This window comes from Streptomyces sp. NPDC090106 (assembly GCF_044747265.1).
In the GTDB taxonomy this organism is placed as follows: domain Bacteria; phylum Actinomycetota; class Actinomycetes; order Streptomycetales; family Streptomycetaceae; genus Streptomyces.
On record NZ_JBIVDS010000006.1, the window covers coordinates 355,266 to 380,180 of the forward strand.

At 71.6% G+C, this 24,915-nt stretch carries 21 protein-coding genes; 11 read left to right on the forward strand and 10 right to left on the reverse strand.

All coding sequences use genetic code 11. The features are described 5' to 3' along the window. The first annotated feature begins 184 nt into the window (after nt 1-184). On the forward strand, nt 185-1,411 hold the full coding sequence (locus tag ACIPSE_RS21695; RefSeq protein WP_401665038.1) for a GNAT family N-acetyltransferase: 1,227 nt from the start codon (nt 185-187) through the stop codon (nt 1,409-1,411). 27 nt (nt 1,412-1,438) lie between these two features. Here the strand turns inward: ACIPSE_RS21695 and lpdA are convergent, their stop codons facing one another. Both lpdA and ACIPSE_RS21705 read right to left on the reverse strand, forming a co-directional pair. Further along, nucleotides 1,439-2,851: a dihydrolipoyl dehydrogenase gene (gene lpdA, locus ACIPSE_RS21700; RefSeq protein WP_401664734.1), complete on the reverse strand. Its 1,413-nt coding sequence runs from the start codon at nt 2,849-2,851 to the stop codon at nt 1,439-1,441. A 119-nt stretch (nt 2,852-2,970) separates the two neighbouring features. Next, nucleotides 2,971-4,095 (reverse strand): magnesium and cobalt transport protein CorA, encoded by a 1,125-nt coding sequence (locus ACIPSE_RS21705; protein ID WP_401665039.1) that lies wholly within the window; start codon nt 4,093-4,095, stop codon nt 2,971-2,973. A 130-nt stretch (nt 4,096-4,225) separates the two neighbouring features. On the opposite strand from ACIPSE_RS21705, the gene ACIPSE_RS21710 reads away from it, so the two are divergent. Beyond that, entirely contained in the window at nt 4,226-5,305 is a 1,080-nt protein-coding gene (locus ACIPSE_RS21710) for a winged helix DNA-binding domain-containing protein (RefSeq protein ID WP_401664735.1), read from the forward strand. A 134-nt stretch (nt 5,306-5,439) separates the two neighbouring features. Here ACIPSE_RS21710 and ACIPSE_RS21715 read toward each other — a convergent pair whose 3' ends face one another. From ACIPSE_RS21715 to ACIPSE_RS21725, 3 genes are all read right to left on the reverse strand, one after another. Continuing rightward, nucleotides 5,440-6,228: a S1 family peptidase gene (locus tag ACIPSE_RS21715; protein WP_401664736.1), complete on the reverse strand. Its 789-nt coding sequence runs from the start codon at nt 6,226-6,228 to the stop codon at nt 5,440-5,442. A 214-nt stretch (nt 6,229-6,442) separates the two neighbouring features. Continuing rightward, nucleotides 6,443-9,259 carry an AAA family ATPase gene (locus ACIPSE_RS21720; RefSeq protein ID WP_401664738.1) on the reverse strand — a complete coding sequence of 939 codons (2,817 nt, stop codon included), beginning with the start codon at nt 9,257-9,259 and terminating at the stop codon, nt 6,443-6,445. A 139-nt stretch (nt 9,260-9,398) separates the two neighbouring features. Then, nucleotides 9,399-10,193: a response regulator transcription factor gene (locus ACIPSE_RS21725; protein ID WP_401665040.1), complete on the reverse strand. Its 795-nt coding sequence runs from the start codon at nt 10,191-10,193 to the stop codon at nt 9,399-9,401. Nucleotides 10,194-10,299: 106 nt separating this feature from the next. On the opposite strand from ACIPSE_RS21725, the gene ACIPSE_RS21730 reads away from it, so the two are divergent. After that, on the forward strand, nt 10,300-11,964 hold the full coding sequence (locus ACIPSE_RS21730) for an AMP-binding protein (protein WP_401664739.1): 1,665 nt from the start codon (nt 10,300-10,302) through the stop codon (nt 11,962-11,964). Nucleotides 11,965-11,996: 32 nt separating this feature from the next. After that, nucleotides 11,997-13,580 carry an AMP-binding protein gene (locus ACIPSE_RS21735; protein ID WP_401665042.1) on the forward strand — a complete coding sequence of 528 codons (1,584 nt, stop codon included), beginning with the start codon at nt 11,997-11,999 and terminating at the stop codon, nt 13,578-13,580. Here ACIPSE_RS21735 and ACIPSE_RS21740 read toward each other — a convergent pair. Further along, a complete protein-coding gene (locus ACIPSE_RS21740; protein WP_401664740.1) occupies nt 13,577-14,296 on the reverse strand; it encodes a hypothetical protein in 720 nt (239 codons plus the stop codon). The genes ACIPSE_RS21735 and ACIPSE_RS21740 overlap by 4 nt on opposite strands. Before the next feature lie 167 nt (nt 14,297-14,463). On the opposite strand from ACIPSE_RS21740, the gene gcl reads away from it, so the two are divergent. After that, nucleotides 14,464-16,248: a glyoxylate carboligase gene (gene gcl, locus ACIPSE_RS21745; protein ID WP_401664741.1), complete on the forward strand. Its 1,785-nt coding sequence runs from the start codon at nt 14,464-14,466 to the stop codon at nt 16,246-16,248. Nucleotides 16,249-16,468: 220 nt separating this feature from the next. Here the strand turns inward: gcl and ACIPSE_RS21750 are convergent, their stop codons facing one another. The 4 genes from ACIPSE_RS21750 to ACIPSE_RS21765 form a co-directional block, all read right to left on the reverse strand. Continuing rightward, nucleotides 16,469-16,708 (reverse strand): hypothetical protein, encoded by a 240-nt coding sequence (locus tag ACIPSE_RS21750; protein ID WP_401664743.1) that lies wholly within the window; start codon nt 16,706-16,708, stop codon nt 16,469-16,471. 306 nt (nt 16,709-17,014) lie between these two features. After that, nucleotides 17,015-18,472 carry a catalase gene (locus tag ACIPSE_RS21755; protein WP_401664744.1) on the reverse strand — a complete coding sequence of 486 codons (1,458 nt, stop codon included), beginning with the start codon at nt 18,470-18,472 and terminating at the stop codon, nt 17,015-17,017. A gap of 208 nt (nt 18,473-18,680) precedes the next feature. Then, complete coding sequence (locus ACIPSE_RS21760) at nt 18,681-19,571, reverse strand: 2-hydroxy-3-oxopropionate reductase (protein ID WP_401664746.1); 891 nt, start codon at nt 19,569-19,571, stop codon at nt 18,681-18,683. 28 nt (nt 19,572-19,599) lie between these two features. Then, a complete protein-coding gene (locus tag ACIPSE_RS21765; protein ID WP_401664747.1) occupies nt 19,600-20,439 on the reverse strand; it encodes a TIM barrel protein in 840 nt (279 codons plus the stop codon). Nucleotides 20,440-20,576: 137 nt separating this feature from the next. On the opposite strand from ACIPSE_RS21765, the gene ACIPSE_RS21770 reads away from it, so the two are divergent. From ACIPSE_RS21770 to ACIPSE_RS21795, 6 genes are all read left to right on the forward strand, one after another. Further along, nucleotides 20,577-20,828: a hypothetical protein gene (locus tag ACIPSE_RS21770; RefSeq protein WP_401664749.1), complete on the forward strand. Its 252-nt coding sequence runs from the start codon at nt 20,577-20,579 to the stop codon at nt 20,826-20,828. After that, entirely contained in the window at nt 20,825-21,193 is a 369-nt protein-coding gene (locus ACIPSE_RS21775; RefSeq protein ID WP_401664751.1) for a helix-turn-helix domain-containing protein, read from the forward strand. Before ACIPSE_RS21770 ends, ACIPSE_RS21775 begins: the two co-directional genes overlap by 4 nt. 156 nt (nt 21,194-21,349) lie before the next feature. After that, on the forward strand, nt 21,350-21,859 hold the full coding sequence (gene uraD / locus ACIPSE_RS21780; RefSeq protein ID WP_401664752.1) for a 2-oxo-4-hydroxy-4-carboxy-5-ureidoimidazoline decarboxylase: 510 nt from the start codon (nt 21,350-21,352) through the stop codon (nt 21,857-21,859). A gap of 34 nt (nt 21,860-21,893) precedes the next feature. Further along, complete coding sequence (gene uraH, locus ACIPSE_RS21785) at nt 21,894-22,289, forward strand: hydroxyisourate hydrolase (RefSeq protein ID WP_401664754.1); 396 nt, start codon at nt 21,894-21,896, stop codon at nt 22,287-22,289. Nucleotides 22,290-22,296: 7 nt separating this feature from the next. Continuing rightward, the gene (pucL, locus tag ACIPSE_RS21790; protein WP_401664756.1) at nt 22,297-23,220 is read left to right on the forward strand and encodes a factor-independent urate hydroxylase; all 924 of its coding nucleotides are present in this window, start codon (nt 22,297-22,299) and stop codon (nt 23,218-23,220) included. 125 nt (nt 23,221-23,345) lie between these two features. Next, nucleotides 23,346-24,731, forward strand: a complete 1,386-nt coding sequence (locus tag ACIPSE_RS21795) for an 8-oxoguanine deaminase (protein WP_401664757.1) — start codon at nt 23,346-23,348, stop codon at nt 24,729-24,731. Nucleotides 24,732-24,915: the final 184 nt, after the last annotated feature.

Below are 24,915 nucleotides of genomic sequence, written 5' to 3' on the forward strand. Positions count from 1 at the left end.
GTCCAATCACTGTGAAACCCGCGGGGCAGGTTACGCGTCTTACTGGAGTTGCGGCAGAGGCGGGTAGGGGAGGCATCCGGTTCGCCTTGCCGCTCGCGCGCGGTGTAAACCAGTGACCGGGGAGAAGTGGCCGGGGGAACACCGGCCGCCCCGGGCGCACTAGGAGGCGGCGGCAGCGATGGAGATCCGGATCCGGTCCACGACGGAACAGGACGCGGAGGTCTTCGTCGACACCCTCCACGCGGCCTTCGGACGCTTCCCGGAGGCCCCCGCCGAGGACGGCGGCGGCGTCTGGTGGGCGGCCCTGGAGATGGACCGCGGCCTGCTCGCGGAGACGGAGGACGGCCGGCCCGTCGGCACCGCGGCCACCTACCCCTTCGAGCTCACCCTCCCCGGCGGCACCCTCGTCCCGGCCGCCGGGCTCACCGCCGTCGGCGTCCTGCCCTCGCACCGCCGCCGCGGGGTGCTCACCGCCCTCCTGCGGGAGCAGCTCACCGGGCTGCGGGCCCGCGGCGACCTCCTCACCGTCCTGCTGGCCTCCCAGGCCCCGATCTACGGCCGGTTCGGCTACGGCCCGGCGACCTCCACCCGCCGGCTGACCGTCCCTCGCCACCGGGCCGCCTTCGCCGCCCCCAGGGCCGGCGCTCCGGCCCCGGCGGCCGGCTCGGTGGAACTGCTGCGGCGCTCCGAGTGCGGCGACCTCGTCGAGGCGGTCTACGACCGCTACCGCCGCGCCCAGCCCGGCGCGCTGTCCCGGCCGCACCGCTGGTGGGCGCGGGGCGCGGGCCAGGCCCCGGTCTCCCGGGCACAGCGCTACATCGCCCTGCACCGTGACGCCGACGGCGTCCCCGACGGATACGCCAGCTACTCGCTCGGCGGCTCCGGGACCGAGACGACCCTGACGGTCGACGAGACCGTCACCACCGACGCCGGCGCCTTCACCGACCTGGCCCGCCATCTGCTCGGCCACGAACTGGTCGACCAGGTCGTCTTCCAGCACTTCCCGCCCGGCAACCCGCTGCCGTGGCAGCTCGCGGACCACCGCGCCGCCCAGCCCGGCGGCGAGACGGACTGGCTCTGGGTGCGGCTGCTGGACGTGCCGGGCGCGCTCACCGCACGCGGCTGGTGCGCCGACGGCGAACTCGTCCTCGACGTCGACGACCCGTTCCTCGGCGAGCGCGGACGCCATCTGCTGACCGTCCGGGACGGCAAGGCGGACTGCGTCCCGACGCGACGCGAACCCGACCTGTCCCTGGACGTCCGCGACCTGGGCGCGCTCTACCTCGGCGACACCGCCCCCAGCACCCTCGTGCGCGCGGGCCACGTCCGGGCCCACGGGCCCCGGGCGGCGGCGCTCGCCGACACCCTGTTCCGGACCGACCGCGCCCCGCACTGCCTGCACTGGTTCTGACCGCGGACGGGGCCGGCCGCGCCCGGCTCACATGTTGATCATGTGTCCCGCCAGGCCGTGCACGGCCTCCTTCACGGCCTCGCTCAGCGTCGGGTGGGCGTGCACGTTGCGGGCCACCTCGTGCACGGTGAGGTCCCACTGCTGCGCCAGGGTCAGCTCAGGCAGCAGCTCGGTGACGTCCGGGCCGATCAGATGGCCGCCGATCAGCTCGCCGTGCGTGGCGTCGCTGATCAGCTTGACGAAGCCGGTGGTGTCACCGAGGCCGTGCGACTTGCCGTTCGCCGTGAACGGGAACTTCGCGACCTTCACGTCGTAGCCCAGCTCGCGGGCCCGCTCCTCGGTGTGGCCGAAGCTGGCGATCTGCGGCTGGCAGAACGTCGCCCGCGGGATCATCGTGTAGTCCAGCTCCATCGTCTCCGCGTCGGCGAGGGTCTCGGCGGCGACGACCCCCATCGCCTCGGCGGCGTGCGCGAGCATCAGCTTGGCGGTGACGTCGCCGATGGCGTACAGATGCGGCACCGAGGTACGGCAGCGGCCGTCGACGTCGATCGCGCCGCGCCCGGTGAGCGCGACCCCGGTGTTCTCCAGCCCGTAGCCGGTGACGTTCGGCGCGAAGCCGATCGCCTGGAGCACCTTGTCCGTCTCCAGCACCTGCCGCGCGCCGTCCTTGCCGGTGACCGTCACCCGCACCCGGGCGCCCGACTCGTCGATCGACTCGACCCGCGTCGAGGTCAGCACGTCGATGCCCAGCTTGCGGTACTGGCGGGCGAGTTCGGCGGAGACCTCGGCGTCCTCCAGCGGCGCCATCCGGTCGAGGAACTCGACGATCGTGACCTTCACGCCGTAGTGGTGCAGCACGTACGCGAACTCGATGCCGATCGCCCCGGCGCCCGCGACGACGATCGACTCCGGCAGGTCCTCGGCGAGGATCTGCTCCTCGTACGTCACGACCCGCGCGCTGCGCTTGGTGCCGGGCAGCAGCCTCGGGGTGGCCCCGGCGGCGATGACGCAGTGCTCGAAGCCGATCGTGCGGGTGTTGCCGTCGTAGTCGGTGACCTGGAGGGTGTGCGGGTCCAGGAAGGTGCCCCGGCCGTTCACCTCCGTGATGCCGTTCTTCTTCATCAGGTAGTGGACGCCCCTGACCCGGCCGTCGGCCACCTTGCGGCTGCGCCGGTAGGCCTCGCCGTAGTCGAAGGTGACCTGTCCCTCGACCCTGATCCCGAATGTCTTCGCCTCATGGGTGAACAGGTGTGCGAGTTCCGCGTTGCGCAGCAGGGCCTTGGTCGGGATGCAGCCGACGTTCAGACACACCCCGCCCCAGTACTTCTCCTCGACGACCGCGACCCGCTTCCCGAGCTGGGCGGCCCGCACCGCGGCCACGTACCCGCCGGGCCCGGCCCCGAGTACGACCACATCGAACCGCTCGTCCCGCTCGACCATGACCCGACCTCTTCCCTCACGTGGTCCGCCGTCCTGAAGCCCATCGTCCGGCTCCCTCCGACGGCCCGCCACAGAGATCGACGCCATGCGGCGCACATCACCCGCCCGCCACGCGCCGGCTACAGCCAGTCACGCCGCTTGAAGACCAGATACAGGCTGGTGCACACCACGGCCATCAGCACGATCGCGAACGGATACCCGAACTCCCAGCCCAGCTCCGGCATCTCCCGGAAGTTCATCCCGTAGATGGTCCCGACCAGCGTCGGCGCGAACAGGATCGCCGCCCAGGAGGAGATCTTCTTGATCTCCTCGTTCTGCTCGAAGCCCGCCTCCGCCAGGGCGCGCATCTCCGCGTTCTGCTCCTGGGTGACGAGGGTGGCGTTGACCGTGAGGATCTCGGTGAGGGCCTGGCGGAAGCCGTCGACGCGTTCGCTGGTGTGCGTGACGTGGTCGGCGACGTCGCGCAGATAGCTCTGGAGTTCGTCGTCCGTGCCGTACTTGGAGAAGCCGGCGATCAGGCCGTGCAGCATGCCGATCAGAGGGCGGGTCGCGCGCTGGAACTCGACGGTCTCGCGGGAGAGTTCGTAGATGCGGCGGGAGACGGACGGGTCGCCGCGGAAGACCTCGGTCTCGATCTCGTCGATGTCGTTCTGGACGCCGGCCACCACCGGGACGTACCCGTCGACCACCGCGTCCAGGATCGCGTACAGCACCGCCTCGGGGCCCAGTTTCAGCAGGTCGGGCGTCTCCTCCATACGGCGGCGGACCGCCGACAGGTCGGGGGCGGCGCCATGGCGGACCGTGATCACGAAGTCGGGCCCGACGAAGACGTGCAGCTCGCCGAAGTCGACCTCCTCCTGCGCGTCGAGATAGCGGGCCGCGCGCAGGACGACGAACAGCGTCCGGCCGTAGCGCTCCAGCTTGGGCCGCTGATGAGCCTCCATCGCGTCCTCGACGGCCAGCGGATGCAGGTCGAACTCGGACGCCAGGGAGAGGAGTTGGGACTCGGTCGGACGGGCCAGACCGATCCACGCCATGCCCGAGGGCCGCTCGTGCAGCTCACGGTAGGTCTCGGCGAGCGTGACGGGGGAGGAGACCCGCACCCCGTCGCGGTACAGCGCCGCCTGCACGATGCTCACCGGCTCGGGGGCCGGTTCGGCGCCCGCCTCGGCCGGTTCCGCCGGCGGCTCGGGTGCCGGGGGCGAGGCCCGGCGCCAGACGGACTTCCTGCGTCGCTCGGACATCGCGGCTGCCTCCCGGCCGGCGTCGGTGATCAGCGAGCAGCGTATACGGGCACCACCGGGCCGGAAGGTCCGGGCGCGCGCGCCGAGTTGCGGACCGCCGCTGTCCGCAACCCCCACTACCGTGCGGAGCATGACGGAGACACTCGGCCCCCGCGCCCTCAACCGGGCCACCCTCGACCGGCAGCTCCTGCTGCGCCGCTCCCCGCTGTCCGCGCAGGCGGCCGTGGAGCACCTCGTCGGGCTCCAGGCGCAGGAGGTCAAGCCGCCCTACCACGCGCTCGCCGCCCGGCTCGACGGCTTCGCACCCGGGGACCTGGCCGGGCCGCTGGAGCGGCGCGAGGCGGTGCGGATCGTCACCGTGCGCTCGACCATCCATCTGCACACCGCCGCCGACGCCCTCACCCTGCGGCCCCTGGTCCAGCCCGTCCGCGACCGGGAGATCGGCCTGTTCCGCAAGGGCCTCACCGGCGTCGACCTGGACCGGCTCGCCGTCCTCGCCCGGGAGTTCGTCGAGGAGGAGCCGCGCACCATGAAGCAGCTGCGCGAGACGCTCGGCGCGCACTGGCCGGACGCCGACCCGCAGTCCCTGGCCATCGCCGCCCGCTGCGCCCTCCCGCTCGTCCAGGTCACCCCGCGCGGGGTGTGGGGCGAGAGCGCCCAGGTCGCCCTGACCACCCTGGAGCACTGGCTGGGGCGGCCCGCCGAACCCGCGGCGACCCTGGACGACACCGTCCTGCGCTATCTCGCCGCGTTCGGCCCGGCCTCCGTCAAGGACTTCCAGACCTGGTGCGGCCTGACCCGGACACGCCCCGCCTTCGAGCGGCTGCGCCCCCGCCTGGTCGCCTTCCGCGACGAGAACGGCGTCGAGCTCCTCGACCTCCCCGACGCGCCCCGCCCCGACCCGGACACCCCGGCGCCGCCCCGCTTCCTGCCCGAGTTCGACAACCTGCTGCTCTCCCACGCCGACCGCACCCGGGTCGTCCCGCCCGCGAACCGTGGCCGCACCTGGCAGGCGAACACCTTCTACTGCCCGCTGCTGGTCGACGGGTTCCTCGCCGGGGTGTGGCGGATCATCGACGACGTGCTCGTCGTGGAGCCCTTCGGGGAGCTGTCCAGGGCGCAGCGGGACGAGGTCGCCGAGGAGGGGGCGAGGACGCTGGCCGCTCTCGGCCTGGAGCACGGCATCCGCTTCGGCACGGTCATCGCGTAGAGCGAGGGCGCGGGGCATGGGGCGCGGGGACGTGCCGGGCGGGGGCATGGAGAGGGGGCGTTGCGGGCCGCTCGTGGAGGCCCGCAACGCCCCCTGGTACTTCACCTGAGGGATGCTCAGGAGAACGTCTGGGACTACGAGTTGACCTGTGCGGTCACAAGGGACGAGAAGGTGGTCAGCCGGGTGTAGACACCCGGGTAACCCGCCTCCGCGCACCCTTCTCCCCAGGAAGTGATCCCTGCCAGGACGCCCCCGATGAGCAGGGGACCGCCGCTGTCGCCCTGGCAGGTGTCGACGCCGCCGGAGGTGTATCCGGCGCAAACCATGTCGCTCGCGACGAAGTCGGAGCCGTAGGAGCTGCGGCAGCTCGTGTCGGAGACGATCGGCACGGTCGCCGTCCGCAGCTGGTTGGAGGAGTTGCCGCCCGAGGACGTGGTGCCCCAGCCGAGGATGCGGGCCGTGGCTCCGGTCGCGTACACGGAGGTGTCCGTGGAGGCGACGTAGGAGGCCGTCGTGTACGACATCGCCGTCGACAGGGTCAGCACGGCCACGTCGTCACCGTTGGTGGCGTCCGTGTAGTCCGGGTTGATCCAGATCTTGCTGACCCGGCTGACCGTTCCGTTGGTGCCGTTGAGGTAGGTGCGCCCACCCACCACACGGACACTGCTGGTGGTCTCGCCGACCATACAGTGGGCCGCGGTCACGACCTTGGTCGCCGACACCAGGGTGCCGCCGCAGAACTGGTTCTGCGAGGCGTCCGTGATCTGCATCATGAACGGGTACGCGGTCGTCGTGGTCGTGGAACCGCCGACGATGGGCTGCGGGGCGGCGACAGCGGTGGGGGCGCTGGCGAGGGCCGTGGCGGCGGCAGCGGTCGCGACGGCGACGGCGGCGGCCTTTCTGGCACGGGTGAACCCGAACACTGAGTCTCCTCGAGGTTGCCGGTGGGGGATCGCACGGGTGTGGGGGGCGGTACACGGGGGTCGCGGGACCGACCCCCGTATGCCCGGGCGAGCGGCACGTTCATAACCTAGAACGCGGAAGTTCCCCCTCCCAATGAGGGAACCCCCTAGGGGAGTTGGGGCAGGGAAAACCCTCGGTGATCCCCTCGCACGCCTGAGTAAAACCCGCCCTGCCTCACTTCGTACGGCGCCCCGCCGCCAGTCGGACGATATCCACCCGCGAGCGGATCCCCAGCTTCCGGTAGACCCGGGTCAGGGTCGCCTCCACCGTCTTCACGCTGATGAACAGACGTGCGGCGATCTCCCGGTTGGTCGCGCCCTCCATCACCAGCGCGGCCACCTGACGCTCCATCGACGCCAGCCCCTCCAGCGCGTCGGCCGCTGCGGCGGGCGACGGCTGCGGCGCCGGACCGCCCTGCGGCGCCTCGGCCGCCGCGTCCACCTGCCGCAGCCACGGCAGCGCCCGGCACCGCCGGAACAGCCGCGCCGCCTCGTCGTACGAGGTCGGTCCCGGCCGCCGGGTGCGCAACTGGGCCAGCGCGAACGCCGTCCGGGCCTCCTCCAGGCAGTAGCCCAGCTTGGCCAGCCGGTCCTGCACCGACGTCAACTGGGCCACGGCGGCGTCGTGTTCACCCCGCGCGGCCCGCACCAGCGCCTCCGCGCGGTCCAGCACGGCGAGCACGCTCTCCCGGCCCAGCCGCAGCGCCTGCTCCCGCGTCACGTCGATGACGTCCTGCGCCTCGCCCGGCTCCCCGGCGCGCACCAGGGCCTCCGCGAGGTCGCCCTGCCAGCGCCCCCGCGCCGGGTCGGTGATGCCGAGCCCGGTCTCCAGCTCCCGCACCCGGCGCAGCGAACGCACCGTGCCCTCGGCGTCCCCGGCGACGAGCTGGGCGTACCCGAGGGCGGCCAGACCCCGGGACTCGTACATCTGGTCGCCGTTCTCCTCGGCGTGGTCGATCGCGTCCCGGGCCAGCTCCAGCGCCCGTTCGACATCGCCGCCCGAGGCCTCCGAGAGGGAGGCGAGCACCGCCGAGGCCACCTCGCCGATACCCGTGTCACGGGCCATCAGCAGGGCCTCCCGGGACAGGTCCAGGGCCCGGCCGCAGTTCCCGGAGCGCAGCTCGGTCTCGGCGAACCCGCGCAGGAAGTGCACCTCGCTCTCCACCGACCCGCGCCGGCGCACCTCGCGCAGCAGCGCGGTGACCGTCGTCCGGGCCTCGGGGAGCTGGTCGCTCATCACCAGCCAGCGGAACCGGGAGTAGCCCGCCCCGTTGTGATGGCACGCCACCCGGGGGTCCTGGGGCTCCTTGAGGGCCCGCTTGATCGTCGCTGGGGCGTCCGGGTGGCCCATCAGGGTCTCGATCTGCGCCTGGAAGGCCAGCGCCATCAGCTCGTTGTAGCGGTCACCGGCCCGCGCGGCCAGCTCCGCCGAGTACGCCGCCGCCTCCCGGGCCCGGTCGAAGTCGCCGTCCACCAGGACCGCCCGCCAGGTGAGCTGGTAGTGGATCAGGGCGAGCAGCTGCGGGTCGTCGCCCGCGTCGGCGAGGGCCTGCGGGAAGACCGCGTCGACCTCCGTCATGGCGTGGCCCGCCGTGTCGATCACGATGATCCAGGCACGCACCCGGTCCGCCGGCACCGTCGCCCGGGTCAGCACGTCCCGCGCGACGTCCCGGGCGAGGTCCAGCTCACCGGCGGTGATCGAGTCCTCGGCGGCCAGCAGCCGCCGTACGTCCGGGCCCGGCACCGACTCGGCCGGGGTGTGCCGGGCGGCCAGCAGCCCCAGGGCGGCGGCCACGCTCGGCGCCCCGCGGTCCCGGGCCAGGGTCGCCGCCTCGGCGAGCCGGTCCGCGGTGTCCGGGTCGGTGCCGGTCGTGGCCAGCGCCAGATGCCGGGCCCGCTCGATCGGGTCGGAGGCCGCCGTCGACAGCGCGGCGTGCGCCGCCCGTCTCTCGTGCGCGGGCGCCTCCGCGTACAGCGCCGCCGAGATCAGCGGATGCGCGAACCGTACGGCGGGCCCCTCCGGGTCGGTCGCCAGCAGGCCCAGCGCCGCCGCCTGCGCGGTCTCCGCCTCGGCGTTCTCCCGGCCGGCCGCGCGCAGCAGGGCCGGGGTGGGACGGGCGCCCGCGCTCGCCACGAGCAGGGTGCGGCGCGCTTCGTCGGACAGCATCTCCAGCCGGTTCAGCACCAGGGCGCGCAGCGATGTCGGCACCGGCAGCGGCTCGCCAGGCCGGGGCGGCGTCGGGTTCTCGCTCAGTGCCCGGCCCAGCTCCAGCGCGAACAGCGGGTTGCCGCCGCTCGTGCGGTGGATGTCACGGACCGTGGAGCGCGTCAGGCCGGTGTAGCCGCGGTGGCCGAGCAGTTCGGAGACCTGGGTGCGGGAGAGCGGGTTCACGCGCAGGGCGAGGGTGTCCGGCGGGGACGCGCGTAGATGGCGGTCGTACTCCTCGCCCTCGGTCCGCACCGCGCACAGCATCCGCACCGGGGTGTCCCCGAGCCGGCGCGCGGCGAAGCCGAGCAGTTCGGCGCTGGCGGAGTCCAGCCACTGCACGTCGTCCGCGACGATCAGCACCGGCCCTTCCGCGGCCAGCGCGCGCAGCGCCGACAGCACGGCGAGCCGCAGGGCCAGCCCGTCGCGCTGGAGCGTGGACTCGCCCCGGCCGGTGAGCGCGGACTCCAGGGCGGTGCGCTGGGCCGTCGGGAGCCTGTCGGAGACCTCGTCCAGGACCAGACCCAGGAGATCGGCGAGGGCCAGGAAGGGGAGATGGGATTCGGACTCGGTGGCCGAACAGCGCAACACCGTGCGCGCCGAGGCGCCGATATCCGTCGCCAATGCCCGCAGGACGGTGGACTTCCCTATTCCGGCGGGGCCGTGCAGCAGGACGCTGCCGCCCCGGGTGAGTTGCTCACGCGCCTGGGTGAACACCCCCTCCCGGCCGATGACCAGGTCGGGGCGGCATCTGGCAGGCTCCTTGAAGTCCCGTCGCACGGTCACCGCTCCCCTCGTGTGTCGTGTCCGGGCCAAATTCTAGGCAACGAGTCTTTGAAATCCGGAGCGAAGACGTGGTGAGGGAAATAACAACCTCACAGCATGGGGAAATTCAGAGCGCTGGAGAATGAATGAAAGGGCAACGTCAGGGGAGCAGGCCCGCCCGCCGCGCCGCCGCCACGGCCTCCCCGCGCGTGTGCGCCCCGAGCCGGCGCATCGCCGACCGCAGGTACCCCTTGACCGTCTCCGGACGCACCCCCAGCCGGTCGGCCGCCGCCGCGTTCGTCACCCCTGCGGCCACGCACGCCAGGACGTCCAGTTCCCGCGGGGCCAGCCGCACCGACACCGGAGCCGTCGGCGCCAGCAGCCCCACGGCACGCAGCAACTCGGCCCGCAGCGCCGGGTCGGCGATCCTCGGGGCCAGCGCCCGCAGCGCGGCATGCGCCTCCCGCACCTGCTCCCGCGACACCGGGTCCACCGCCACGGGCCGCGCCGCCGCCACCAGCTCCCGCGCCTCGTCCCGCACCACCAGCGCCTGCTCCACGTCCCGGGCCGCCTCCATCGCCGCGCCCAGCACCCGGTCGCCCAGCGGATCGGCGGTGCGCAGCGCGCCGTACAGCACCCCGCGCACCCGGCGCCGGACGACGACCGGCACCGCCAGCACCGACCGCAGCCCTTCGACGGCCACCGGCGCGTCGTACTCGTGGCTGATCCGCCGCGACGCCGAGTAGTCCGTCACCGCGCACGGCCGGGCCAGCGCGACCGCCCGGCCGCCCAGCCCGTTCCCGGACGACACCGCGAGCGCCCGCAGCGAGGACGTGGCCGTGCCGCTCAGTTCGCTGATGCGCATCTGCCGGCCCGCCTCCACCAGCCCGCCGAAGGCCACCGGCAGCCCGGTCGTCCGCCGCAGCCTTACCAGCGCGTTCCCGATCTCCGCCATGTCGGTCGCCACTTTTCCGCCCTTCCACCCCCGTTCGGGGGTAGTGAGACCCGCGCCACGGAGTAAACGATGGCAGAGAGCCGCACTGCAATGCCCTGGAGGACAGATGACGACGACGACCTTCCGCGATGCGCGGGACTTCCTGCTCGAACACCGCGAGGACTATGCCGCGGCCTACGACGGGTTCGTGTGGCCCCGGCCCGCGGAGTTCAACTGGGCGCTGGACTGGTTCGACGTCATCGCCGAGGGCAATGACCGCACGGCGCTGCACATCGTCGAGGAGGACGGTACCGAGGTCCGCGTCTCCTTCGCGGAGATGGCCGAGCGCTCGAACAGGGTCGCGAACTGGCTGCGGGCGCGGGGCGTGGCGGCCGGGGACCGGGTCCTGGTGATGCTCGGCAACCAGGTCGAGCTGTGGGAGACCGCGCTGGCGGCGATGAAGCTGCGGGCGGTCGTCATCCCGGCGACACCGCTGCTGGGCCCGGCCGACCTGCGGGACCGCGTCGAGCGCGGGCAGGTCGCCCAGGTGCTGGTCCGGGCGGAGGACACGGCGAAGTTCGACGAGGTGCCGGGCGACTACGCGCGGATCGCCGTCGGGGGCGCGGGGGAGGGCTGGCTGCGCTTCGAGGACGCCCACGCCGCCTCCGCGGACTTCGTTCCGGACGGTGTGACCGGTGCGGACGACCCGCTGATGCTGTACTTCACGTCCGGGACGACGTCACGGCCGAAGCTGGTGGAGCACACGCACACCTCGTACCCGGTGGGGCATCTGGCGACGATGTACTGGATCGGGTTGAAGCCGGGGGACGTGCATCTGAACATCTCCTCGCCGGGCTGGGCCAAGCACGCCTGGTCGAACCTGTTCGCGCCGTGGAACGCGGAGGCGACCGTGTTCCTGCACAACTACACGCGCTTCGACGCGGCCCGGCTGATGGCCGAGATGGACCGGGCGGGGGTGACGACATTCTGCGCGCCGCCCACGGTGTGGCGGATGCTCATCCATGCCGACCTGAGCGGCCTGCGCACCCCGCCCCGGGAGGTCGTCGCCGCCGGTGAGCCGCTGAACCCCGAGGTCATCGAGCAGGTCCGGCGGGCCTGGGGGGTGACGATCCGCGACGGGTTCGGGCAGACCGAGACGGCCGTGCAGGTCTCCAACAGTCCCGGGCAGGAGCTGAAGACGGGCTCGATGGGACGCCCCAGCCCCGGCTACCGGGTGGAGCTGCTGGACCCGGTCACGGGTGCGCCCGGTGCGGCGGAGGGGGAGATCGCCCTCGACCTGTCCGCCCGCCCGGTCGGGCTGATGACCGGGTACCACGGGGACCCCGACCGCACCGCGGAGGCGATGGCGGGGGGCTACTACCGGACCGGGGACGTGGCCTCCCGGGACGCGGACGGCTATCTGACCTACATCGGGCGCAGTGACGATGTGTTCAAGGCGTCGGATTACAAGATCTCGCCGTTCGAGCTGGAGAGTGCGCTGCTGGAGCACGAGGCGGTCGCGGAGGCGGCGGTGGTGCCGGCGCCGGACGCGCTGCGGCTGGCGGTGCCGAAGGCGTATGTGGTGCTGGCCAAGGGCTGGGAGCCGGGTGCGGACACGGCGAAGGTGCTGTTCGAGCACTCGCGTCGGGTACTGGCGCCGTACAAGCGGATCCGGCGGCTGGAGTTCGCTCCGCTGCCCAAGACCGTGTCCGGGAAGATCCGCCGGATCGAGCTGCGCGAGGCCACCGCCACCGGCTCCGACGCCGAATACCGCGAGGAGGACCACCGATGAGTTCCTCCCCGCACATGAGCTCCTCCCCGCACATGAGTTCCTACGCCCATGGCGTGAGCGGCACCGCGCTGCTCGGCGACACGATCGGCGCCAACCTGGACCGGGCGGTGGCGGCCTGGCCGGACCGCGAGGCCCTGGTGGACGTGCCCTCGGGACGGCGCTGGACCTACGCCCGATTCGCCGCGGACGTCGACGAGTTGGCGTACGCGCTGATCGCCGCCGGGGTGGCCAAGGGCGACCGGGTCGGGATCTGGGCGGTCAACTGCCCGGAGTGGGTGCTCGTCCAGTACGCCACCGCGCGTGTCGGCGCCGTCATGGTGAACATCAACCCGGCCTACCGCACCCACGAGGTGGAGTACGTCCTCGACCAGGCCGGGATCTCGCTGCTGTTCGCCTCCGTGGGTCACAAGACGAGCGACTACCGGGCGATGATCGACGAAGTGCGCGGCAGGTGCCCGGGGTTGCGGGAGACCGTGTACATCGGCGACCCGAGCTGGGAGGCGCTCGTCGCGCGCGGCACCCCGGTGCCGTTCCCGGAACTGTCCTGCGACGACCCGATCAACATCCAGTACACGTCGGGCACGACGGGCTTCCCCAAGGGGGCCACCCTCTCCCACCACAACATCCTCAACAACGGCTATTTCGTCGGGGAGATGATCGCCTACGACGAGAACGACCGGGTGTGCATCCCGGTGCCCTTCTACCACTGCTTCGGCATGGTGATGGGCAATCTCGCCGTCACCTCGCACGGCGCCTGCATGGTCATCCCCGCCCCGTCCTTCGAACCGGCCGCCACGCTCCACGCGGTCCAGCAGGAGCGGTGCACGTCCCTGTACGGCGTACCGACCATGTTCATCGCGGAGTTGAACCTCCCCGACTTCGCCTCCTACGACCTCTCCTCCCTGCGCACCGGGATCATGGCGGGCTCGCCCTGTCCGGTGGAGGTCATGAAGCGGGTGGTCGGCGAGATGAACATGGCCGAGGTGTCCATCTGTTACGGCATGACGGAGACCTCGCCCGTCTCCACGCAGACCCGGCGCGACGACGACCTGGAGCACCGCACCGGCACCGTCGGCCGCGCCCTGCCGCACATCGAGGTGAAGGTCGTCGACCCGGCGACCGGGGTGACCCGGCCCCGGGGCGCGGCAGGGGAGTTGTGCACCCGGGGCTACAGCGTGATGCTCGGCTACTGGAACGAGCCGGAGCGGACCGCCGAGGCGATCGACGCCGGACGCTGGATGCACACCGGGGACCTCGCGGTCATGCGGGAGGACGGGTACGTCGAGATCGTCGGCCGGATCAAGGACATGATCATCCGGGGCGGCGAGAACATCTACCCGCGCGAGATCGAGGAGTTCCTCTACACCCACCCGAAGATCGCGGACGTCCAGGTCGTCGGAGTGCCCCACGAACGGTACGGCGAGGAGGTGCTCGCCTGTGTCGTCCCGCTCGACCCGGCGGACCCGGTGACCCTGGAGGACGTGCGCGCGTTCTGCGACGGCCGGCTCGCCCACTACAAGGTCCCGAGCAGACTCCAGATCCTGGACGCCTTCCCGATGACGGTGTCGGGGAAGGTCCGCAAGATCGAACTCCGCGAACGCTTCACGACGGGCTAGCCCTCCGGTGCCGGATCATGCGGGGCGGGGCGTTCGGGGGGCGCCGTCGCGTCCAGTTCGTCCGCCAGGCTGTTGACCGGTGCCGGGGTGCCCGTGAGGTCGAGGACGAAGAGGGGGACGCCCAGGGAGTCGGCCACGGCGCGGGCCTCCACGGCGTACCCGGACAGGGAGAAGTAGACGCAGGCCGCCGACTCGGACATCGCCGTGAGCCACAGGCACTCCACGTCCCGCAGCGAGGCCGGGCGCACGGTCGGGTCGACCTGCGCGAGCAGCCCCCGGGCGGCGAGGCCGATGCCGTTCGGCGGGCGCTGGTCGGCGCGGCGTATGTCCTGGTAGCCGAGCCAGCGCAGATAGAGCGCGGCGGCGGTGACCGCGTCCCGGGCGGTGCGGATCGTCACCGGCCGGAAGGCGGGCCGGGGGGCGGGCTCGGCCGGGCGCGCGGTCACGCCCTCGGCGACCGGCACGCGCAGGACCGTCCCGCAGGGGCAGCCCACCTCGGGATGCGGCCACTCGCCCTCACGGCCGCAGTCCGCGCACCGCACCGTGACCCAGTCGTCCTCCCAGGAGCGCTGGGTGACGGCCGTGGCCGGCGCGAGCCGGTCCAGCGGCGGGGTGACCGGCGCCCCGCACGCGCACGGATAGGCCGGTGCCGCAAAGAGGTGCTCGCGCCCGCAGACCGGGCAGCGCACCGTCACGCTCTCGGACATGGCCCCCATGGTCCTCCAGGCGGACCCCGCTTGTCCGTGTCTTGGGCACTCTTGACGACCTCCGCCCGCCCACCTACATTGCTTCCAGATAGCAGAAATTACTTTCCACAATGCGGAAGTACTCGCGGCGGGGCGCGACGGGAGTACACGTCCGACGGCCGAAGCAGGAGTACTCCATGGCTCGTATGACCGCTGCCCGCGCGGCAGTCGAGATCCTCAAGCGCGAAGGCGTCAGTGACGCGTTCGGCGTCCCCGGCGCGGCGATCAACCCCTTCTACGCGGCCCTCAAGGCATCCGGCGGCATCCAGCACACCCTGGCCCGCCACGTCGAGGGCGCCTCGCACATGGCCGAGGGCTACACCCGGACCCACCCGGGCAACATCGGCCTCTGCATCGGTACGTCCGGCCCGGCCGGCACCGACATGATCACCGGGCTCTACTCGGCGACCGGCGACTCGATCCCGATCCTGTGCGTCACGGGCCAGGCGCCGACCGCCGTGATCCACAAGGAGGACTTCCAGGCCGTCGACATCGCCTCGATCGCGGGGCCGGTGACCAAGATGGCCGTCACCGTCCTGGAGGCCGCGCAGGTGCCCGGTGTCTTCCAGCAGGCGTTCCACCTCATGCGCTCCGGCCGCCCCGGCCCGGTCCTCATCGACCTGCCGATCGACGTCCAGCTCACCGAGATCGAGTTCGACCCCGAGACGTACGCGCCGCTCCCGGTCTACAAGCCGGCCGCGACCCGCCCGCAGATCGAGAAGGCGATCGGGCTGCTGAACGCCTCCGAGCGCCCGCTGATCGTCGCCGGCGGTGGTGTCATCAACGCCGACGCCGCCGAACTCCTCGTCGAGTTCGCCGAGTTGACCGGTGTCCCGGTCGTCCCGACCCTGATGGCCTGGGGCGTGCTGCCCGACGACCACGAACTCAACGCCGGCATGGTGGGCCTGCAGACCTCGCACCGCTACGGCAACGCGACGTTCCTGGAGTCCGACTTCGTGCTCGGCATCGGCAACCGCTGGGCCAACCGCCACACCGGCAAGCTCGATGTCTACACCGCCGGACGGAAGTTCGTGCACGTCGACGTCGAACCCACCCAGATCGGCAAGATCTTCGCCCCCGACTACGGCATCGCCTCCGACGCGAAGGCCGCTCTCGCGCTCTTCGTCGAGGTGGCAAGGGAGTTGAAGGCCGAGGGACGACTGCCCGACCGCTCCGCGTGGGCCGCGTCCGCGCAGGAGAAGAAGGCCGCCCTCCAGCGCCGTACGCACTTCGACGACATCCCGATCAAGCCGCAGCGCGTCTACGAGGAGATGAACAAGGCCTTCGGCCCGGAGACCCGGTACGTCTCCACCATCGGCCTCTCGCAGATCGCCGGCGCCCAGATGCTGCACGTCTTCCGGCCGCGCCACTGGATCAACTGCGGCCAGGCGGGCCCCCTCGGCTGGACGATCCCGGCCGCGCTGGGCGTCGCCAAGGCCGATCCGGAGGCGTCCGTCGTCGCGCTCTCCGGCGACTACGACTTCCAGTTCATGATCGAGGAACTGGCCGTCGGCGCGCAGCACCGCATCCCCTACGTCCACGTCCTGGTGAACAACTCCTACCTGGGCCTGATCCGCCAGGCGCAGCGGGCGTTCGACATCGACTTCCAGGTCAATCTGGAGTTCGAGAACATCAACTCGCCCGAGCTGGGCGTCTACGGCGTCGACCACGTCAAGGTCGCCGAGGGGCTCGGCTGCAAGGCGATCCGGGTGACCGACCCGGCGGAACTGGGCGCCGCCTTGGAGCAGGCGAAGAAGCTCGCCGCCGAGTACCGGGTGCCGGTCGTCGTCGAGGCGATCCTGGAGCGGGTCACCAACATCTCCATGTCGACGACGAACGACATCTCCAACGTCGTCGAGTTCGAGGAGATCGCCACCGAACCGGGGCACGCCCCGACGTCGATCAAGCCGCTGAAGGTCTGAGCGGCGCCGCACACGGCCGAGGGGCGGCCCGTCCGGGAGGACGGGCCGCCCCTTTCGGCATGCCCTGCCGCGTGATGCCCGCCGCCCCCGTGCCGGCGGGCGCCACAGGAAGAGGATGCGCCCGTCCCCGAGGGCGGCTGAAGCCCCTGAAGGCGGGTTCAGAGGTTGATTTGAGGGTTCCGTACGGCGCGTACGCACACCGGAGTAGTCGTCGCGCGGTTCATCGGCCGTGGTGCTCGGAGAGTCCCGGCCAGTCGTCGGGGCCGCCGCCCTGCCATTCGACGATGTCCTCGTCCTCGACCTCGATCCGGTCCAGATCGGCGAGGCGCAGCAGTTCGACGACGTCGTCGAGGTGGGAGGCGACACCGAGGTCGGCGTCGTCCGCGGTGACCCGCCGCGAGCCGTCCAGGGCGGGCGCGTGGACCACGACATGCGGGTGGTGCGTCGGTGGAGGTGCCATGACCTCAGCGTCCTGCGCGGGCGCCGGTCGCGCACCCCGGGGCGCCGGGAACGACGAAGAGCGCCCGGCACGGAACCGTCCGTGCCGGGCGCTCTTCGTCGTGCTTGCCGGGACCGCGGCGGGGGCGACAGAGCCCGGGACGCCCTTCCCTCAGGTCGAGAAGGGGGTCCGGTTCCTTCACCACCGCACTGGCTCGCACACCGCCGCGGTCCGCACCCTGCCCGTGCCCCGTACCGAGGGACCACCCCTCATCCGGGTCGATCGGCTCATCGGGCGCGAGCAGGGAGTCTGTGACGCCGTCCGGGATCAGTCCTCGCGCAGGGCGCGGACCGCCTCCTCGACGCGCCGGCCGTACTCCGGGTCGGCGGCGTGGAAGTGGGCGAGGTTCTTCTCGATCACGTCGTCGCGGGAGACCTGGGACAGACCGCCGGCGATGTTGGCGACCAGGCGGGACCTCTCCTCGGCGGACATGAGCCGGTACAGCTCACCGGCCTGGAAGAAGTCGTCGTCCTTGGTGTGCTGTTCGGCCTCGTGCGTGCCGGTCCAGCCGCTGACCGCCAGCGGGGCGGACAGGGGGCGGCCGGTCTCGGCGGGGCCGCCGTAGGAGTTGGGCTCGTAGTTCTTCGCCGCGCGGCCCTGGGAGTCGGCGGCCATGAGGCCGTCCCGGCCGTAGGTGTGCGCGACGGTCGCCTTCGGCGCGTTGACCGCGAGCCGGGTGTGGTTGACGCCCAGACGGTAGCGGTGCGCGTCGGCGTAGGCGAACAGGCGGCCCTGGAGCATCTTGTCCGGCGAGGGACCGATGCCCGGCACGAAGTTGTTCGGGGAGAACGCGGCCTGTTCGACCTCGGCGAAGACGTTGTCCGGGTTGCGGTCCAGGACCAGACGGCCCACGCGCTGGAGCGGGTGGTCGCCGTGCGGCCAGACCTTGGTCACGTCGAACGGGTTGAAGCGGTACTCCGCCGCCTCGGCCGCCGGCATCAGCTGCACGTACAGCGTCCAGGACGGGTTGACGCCCCGCTCGATCGCCTGGAGGAGGTCCGTCTGGTGGGAGGTGGGGTCCTGGCCCGCGAGTTCGGCGCCCTGCTCGGCGGAGAGGCTGCGCACGCCCTGGTTGGTCTTGAAGTGGTACTTGACGAAGAAGGCCTCGCCCTCGGCGTTCGTCCACTGGTAGGTGTGCGAGCCGTAGCCGTTCATGTGGCGGTACGACGCCGGGATGCCGCGGTCGCCCATCAGCCAGGTCACCTGGTGCGTGGCCTCGGGGGAGTGCGCCCAGAAGTCCCAGACGTTGTCGGGCTCCTGACGGCCTGTGAACGGATCGCGCTTCTGCGAGTGGATGAAGTCGGGGAACTTGATCGGGTCCTTGACGAAGAACACCGGGGTGTTGTTCCCGACCAGGTCGTAATTGCCCTGTGCCGTATAGAACTTGACGGCGAAACCGCGCGGGTCGCGTACGGCGTCGGCGCCGCCGAGGGAGTCGGCGACCGTCGAGAAGCGCAGGAAGACCTCGGTGCGCTTGCCGACCGTGTCGAGGAAGTCGGCGTGGGTGAACCCGCTGACGTCGTCGGTCACCTCGAAGTACCCGTACGCGCCGCTGCCGCGGGCGTGCACCACTCGCTCCGGGATGCGCTCACGGTTGAAGCGGGCGAGCTTCTCCAGCAGGTGCTGGTCCTGGAGGAGAAGGGGCCCGCCGGGGCCGGCGGAGGCGGAGTTCTGGTTGTCGGCGACCGGGGCGCCGGACGCGGTGGTGAGCACGCGCTGCGACATCGTGGACCTTCCGTGCGGGTGTCAGCGGAAAACTGTTTCCGCTTCGTGGAGCCTAGAAGTGGGGCGAAGAGGGCGTCAACAGTTTGTTGAAGTGGATTCCGGGCGGCGCCGCCGCTTGGGCGCGACAGGACAGTTGTCAGCAGACGGCGCCGCCCGGAGGTCTGTCACGGCCGGTGGCCGTGGGGCCCGATGGCCTGCGGGGCGGGCGTCAGAGCCGGGCGCCCGACAGCCGCTCGACCGCGCGCAGCAGCGCGGAGTGGTCCAGGCCCCCGTCGCCCTGGGCGCGCAGCGAGGCGACCAGCTGGGCCACCACGGCGCCGACCGGCAGGGCCGCGCCGACCGTGCGGGCGGCGTCGGTGACGATGCCCATGTCCTTGTGGTGCAGGTCGATGCGGAAGCCCGGCTTGAAGTCGCGGGAGAGGAAGTTGTCCTTCTTGCGCGTCAGTACGGTCGAGCCCGCCAGGCCGCCGTTCAGGACGTCCAGCGCGGCCTTCAGGTCCACGCCGGACTTCTCCAGGAAGACCACGGCCTCGGCGCACGCCTGGATGTTCACGGCGACGATCAGCTGGTTCGCGGCCTTCACGGTCTGCCCCGAGCCGTGCGGACCGCACAGCACGATGGTCTTGCCGAGGGCGTCGAACAGCGGCTTGGCCTGGTCGAAGTCGGCCTGCTCGCCGCCGACCATGATCGACAGCACCGCCTCGACCGCCCCGGCCTCACCGCCGGACACCGGCGCGTCCAGCACGCGGACGCCCTTGGACTCCGCGGCCCTGGCGAGGTCCACGGAGGTCTGCGGGGTGATCGAGGACATGTCGATCAGCAGCGCGCCGGAGCGCGCGTTCTCCAGGATGCCGTCCGGGCCGTACGCGATGGCCTCGACCTGCGGGGAGGCGGGCACCATCGTGACGATCACATCGGCGTCCCGCACGGCCTCGGCGATCGACGCGGCGGCCGTGCCGCCGGCCGCGCTCAGCCGGTCCAGCTTGTCCCGCTCCAGGGTGAAGCCGGTGACGTCGTACCCCGCCTTGATGAGGTTCTCGGACATGGGGGAGCCCATGATGCCGAGGCCTATCCAGGCGACCTTGGGAAGGTTGCTCATGGTGGAAGTGCCTTTCACGTGAAGGGGGTCAGCGGGGCAGCCAGTCGAAGGCCTCGGCGCTCGGGCGGTCGCCCGGCTTGTACTCCAGGCCGACCCAGCCGTCGTAGCCCGCCTTCCGCAGCTGGTCGAGAAGGTCCGCGAGCGGGAGCGTGCCGGTGCCGGGGGCGCCGCGGCCGGGGTTGTCCGCGATCTGCACATGGCCGGTCCGGCCGGCGTACCGCTCGATGACCGCGGGGAGGTCCTCGCCGTTCATGGACAGGTGGTAGAGGTCCATCAGGAACCGGGCGTTGCCGAGGCCCGTCGCCTCGTTGACCTTGTCGACGACGCCGACGCCGGCCGGGGCGCTCACCAGCGGGTAGCGCGGCGACTCCGGTGCGTTGAGGGTCTCGATCAGCAGGATCGCGCCGATCCGGTGCGCGGCCCGCGCCGCGAGCACCAGGTTCTCCAGCGCCAGCGCGTCCTGCTCGGCCGGGTCCACGCCGTCGACGCGGTTGCCGTACAGGGCGTTGAGGGCCTTGCAGCCCAGCGAGGCGGCGAAGTCGGCGGCGACGTCGATGTTGGCGCGGAAGCGCTCCGACTCCTCGCCCGGGATCGACAGGGCGCCGCGGTCCGGGCCGGGCAGCTCGCCGGCGTAGAAGTTCAGCCCCGTGAGCTGGACGCCCGCGTCCTCGATCGCCTTCTTCAGGGCGTCGAGCTCGGACCGCTCGGGGGTGGGGGAGTCGACCCAGGGCCACCACAGCTCGACCGCGGTGAAGCCCGCCGCGGCGGCGGCCGCGGGGCGCTCCAGGAGCGGGAGTTCCGTGAAGAGGATCGACAGGTTGACGTTGAAGCGCTGCTCTGCGGCGGTGCTCGACTCGAAAGCGGGCATGCGGTCCGGCGCTCCCTTCCGTGGTAGAGATTCCGTATTACGGAAGTTCGTTTCTGCTTAATGGAAGATTGCCGTCGGGGATCGTGGCTTGTCAAGAGGGCTCGGCACAACTCGGTGCCGCGCGTTAGGTTGTGCGCGTGCGATTGAGAGTGGAGTTCACGACCGAACCCTTCGACCTGGACGAGGCGCCCGCGCACGCGGTGGCGGCCCGTGAGGTGGTCGAGGCCGCGGAGCTGGACGCGGTGGACGTCGGCCCGTTCGGCAACACCGCGGAGGGCGGCGCGGACGCCGTGCTCACCGCTGTCGACGCGCTGCTGCGCCGGTCCCTGGAGGCCGGGGCGACCCGTATCTCGCTCCAGGTCAATGTGATCGGGGAGGGCGGGAAGTGACCGGTTCCGCGGACGAGCCCTTCATCACGGCCGTGAAGCCGCTGGTCGACGCCATGGGCGGGGAGATGGTCCCGCCGGACGAGGCCGGCCCCGACGACGTCGTCCTCGCCTGGCGGGGTGCCGACGTGGTCGCCGTACGGCTGCCGCAGCTCGCGGACTCCCTCGATCACATCCTCGCCGCCATGGAGCGCAAGCAGGGCAAGCCTCTGGCCGACCTGGACCGCAAGGCCAAGCAGGAGGTCGTCCGCATCCTGGAGGCGCGCGGCGCCTTCTCGGTGCGGCACGGGGTGGAGACCGTCGCGAGCGCCCTCGGGGTCAGCCGCTTCACGGTGTACAACTACCTCAACCGCGACAAGGGCGTCTGACTGGCCCCGTAGGGGTCGGTCCGCGGTCGGTCCGCGGGCGGGCCGGGGTGGGGGTCCGGGGCGGGGTGCCGGGGCCGGCCGGGGCGACCGGCGATGTAACCCCGAATTTTCAACAAAGTGTTGACGCGGTGTTGCGGGGAGGCGTTAGCTGACCCCGTGACTTCGACTTCCGCGTCCCCTGGTCTGGCCCGGTTCAACGCCCTGGAGGAGCACGCGGCCCACGCCGCCCTCCACGAGGCGTGCGCCTCCGTGACCTGGGTGCGGCGACTGCTGGCCGCCCGCCCGTACGCCACCGACGACGACCTCTTCGCCGCCAGTGACGCCGCCACGGCCGAGCTGACCGCGGCGGACCTGGCGGAGGCGATGGCCGGACACCCGCCGATCGGCCGCCCCAAGGAGGGCGACCCGACCTCGGCCAGGGAACAGGCAGGCATGGCGGACGCCGCCGCCGGCCTCAAGGCGGAGATGCTCGAACTGAACCTGGCCTACCAGGAACGGTTCGGCCATGTCTTCCTGATCTGCGCCACCGGCCGGACCGGCGAGCAGATGCGCGACGCGCTCAAGGAGCGGATCGGCAACGCGCCGGAGCGCGAACGGGAGATCGTCCGCGTCGAACTGGGCAAGATCAACCGCATCAGACTCGCCCGCATCTTCGAAGCGGACTGAAGACGTCGAAGCCGACCGGAGAGGACGCCCGACCATGAGCACCAGCACCACCGCATCCGTGTCCACGCACATCCTGGACACCAGCATCGGCCGCCCCGCCGAGGGCGTCGCCGTCGAACTCTCCGCCCGCGGAGGTCGCGAGGCCGGCTGGCGGACGCTCGGTGCCGGCGCCACCGACGTGGACGGGCGGTGCAAGGACCTGCCGGCCCTGCCGGAGGGAACCACCCACGTACGGCTCGACTTCGCCGTCGAGGCGTACTTCGAGAAGAAGCAAGCCGATGCGCAGCAGGACGCCCCCGCGAACCGGGACAGCGGACCGGCCGTGTTCTTCCCGGAGGTGGCGATCACGTTCGCCGTCGAGCCGGGCGAGCACTACCACGTACCGCTGCTGCTCAACCCGTTCGGCTACTCCGTTTACCGAGGGAGCTAGCAGACACATGCCTACGATCCTGGGACAGAACCAGTACGGCAAGGCCGAGAACCGAGTCGTAAAGATCACGCGGGACGGCGCCACCCATCACATCAAGGACCTGAACGTGTCCGTGGCGCTGAGCGGCGACATGGACGAGGTCCACTACTCCGGCTCCAACGCCAACGTGCTGCCGACCGACACCACCAAGAACACGGTGTACGCGTTCGCCAAGGAGCACGGCATCGACTCCGCCGAGCAGTTCGGCATCCACCTGGCACGCCACTTCGTCACCTCGCAGGAGCCGATAAGGACGGCCCGCATCCGGATCGAGGAGTACGCCTGGGAGCGCATCGACGCCTCCGACGCCAACTCCCGGTTCATCGGCGCCGACGAGGTCAAGCACTCCTTCGTCCGCAAGGGCCAGGAGACCCGGGTCACCCAGATCACCTACGACGGCTCGTCGTGGGAGGTCGTCTCCGGGCTCAAGGACCTCGTCGTGATGAACTCGACCAACTCCGAGTTCTGGGGCTACGTCAAGGACAAGTACACGACCCTGCCCGAGGCGTACGACCGCATCCTGGCCACCCAGGTCTCCGGCCGCTGGCGGTTCAACTGGACCGACGACGAACAGCGCATGCCCCACTGGGAGAAGTCCTACGAGCAGACGAGGAAGCACATGCTCCAGGCCTTCGCCGAGACCTACTCGCTCTCGCTCCAGCAGACCCTCTACCAGATGGGTTCGCGGATCATCGAGAACCGCAGCGAGATAGACGAGGTCCGCTTCTCCCTCCCCAACAAGCACCACTTCCTGGTGGACCTGGAGCCGTTCGGGCTCAAGAACGACAACGAGGTCTACTTCGCCGCCGACCGGCCCTACGGGCTGATCGAGGCGACCGTCCTCCGGGACGGCTGCGAGCCGAGGATCCCGGTCGACCTCACCAACCTGTGACAACAGCACCCCGATAACTGCATGTCGCGGCACCCGCGGCCGGTGAGGACGACCTGACCGGCCGCGGCACTCAAATCTCCCGGGGTCCTGCCGTGCCCTCTCCTCCGAAGCGCAAAGGACGAACCATGGCAGCAGACCGGCCCATCGAGCGCACCGTCATCGAGAACTGCTCGATCGCGACCGTCGACGCGCACGACACCGAGCACGCGCACGGTCATGTCGTCATCGCCGGCAACCGCATCGAGTCCCTCGGCGCGGGCCGGGCCCCCGAGGGCCTGGAGAACGTCGTCCGCCGCATCGACGCCACCGGGCACCTGGTCACCCCCGGCCTGATCAACACCCACCACCACTTCTACCAGTGGATCACCCGCGGTCTGGCCACCGACCACAACCTGTTCGACTGGCTCGTCGCGCTGTACCCGACCTGGGCGCGCATCGACGAGACGATGACCTACTCGGCCGCGCAGGGCTCGCTGGCCATGATGGCCCGCGGCGGCGTCACCACCGCCATGGACCACCACTACGTCTTCCCGCGGGGCTCCGGCGACCTCTCCGGCTCGATCATCCGCGCCGCCCGCGAGACGGGTGTCCGCTTCACCCTCGCCCGCGGCTCCATGGACCGCAGCGAGAAGGACGGCGGACTGCCCCCGGACTTCGCCGTCGAGACCCTCGACGGAGCCCTCGCCGCGACCGAGGCGACCGTGAAGGAGCATCACGACGCCTCCTTCGACGCCATGGTCCAGATCGCCGTCGCGCCCTGCTCGCCGTTCTCCGTCTCCACCGAACTGCTGCGCCAGGGAGCGGAGTTGGCGCGCCGCCTCGGCGTACGGCTGCACACCCACGGGTCGGAGACCGTGGAGGAGGAGCAGTTCTGCAAGGAACTGTTCGGCATGGGCCCGACCGACTACTTCGAGTCCACCGGCTGGCTCGGCGAGGACGTGTGGATGGCGCACTGCGTCCACATGAACGACTCCGACATCGCCGCCTTCGCCCGTACGAGGACCGGCGTCGCCCACTGCCCGTCCTCCAACGCCCGGCTGGCCGCCGGCATCGCGCGGGTCCCGGACATGCTCGCCGCCGGTGTCCCGGTCGGCCTCGGGGTCGACGGCACCGCCTCCAACGAGTCCGGCGAACTCCACACCGAGCTGCGCAACGCGCTCCTCGTCAACCGGCTCGGCGCCCATCGCGAGGCCGCCCTGAACGCCCGCCAGGCCCTGCGCCTGGGCACCCACGGCGGCGCCCAGGTCCTCGGCCGCGCCGACCAGATCGGCTCCCTGGAGCCCGGAAAGCTCGCCGACCTCGTCCTGTGGAAGCTGGACACCCTCGCCCACGCCTCCATCGCCGACCCGGTGACCGCGTTGGTCTTCGGCGCCGTGGCCCCGGTGACCGCGTCCTTCGTCAACGGCCGCCAGATCGTCGAGGACAACCGCCTGCTGCACGTCGACGAGGACGCCGTCGCCCGCTCCACCCGCGAGCAGGCCCAGCGGCTCGCCCGGATCGCGGGTCACTGAACCCCACGCCGCCGTACGGCACTTGAACTCCGGCCGGGAGGGACGGCTCCCGGCCGGTAGCCGTGGACCCCACGGGGATCCATGGCGACCGTCTCCGGGGCGCGCGCCACCCGCGCGTGCCCCGGAACGGTCACCGTCTGTCCCCCCCCAGACGTCCGTCCTCCGGTCCCGCACGACCGCGCAC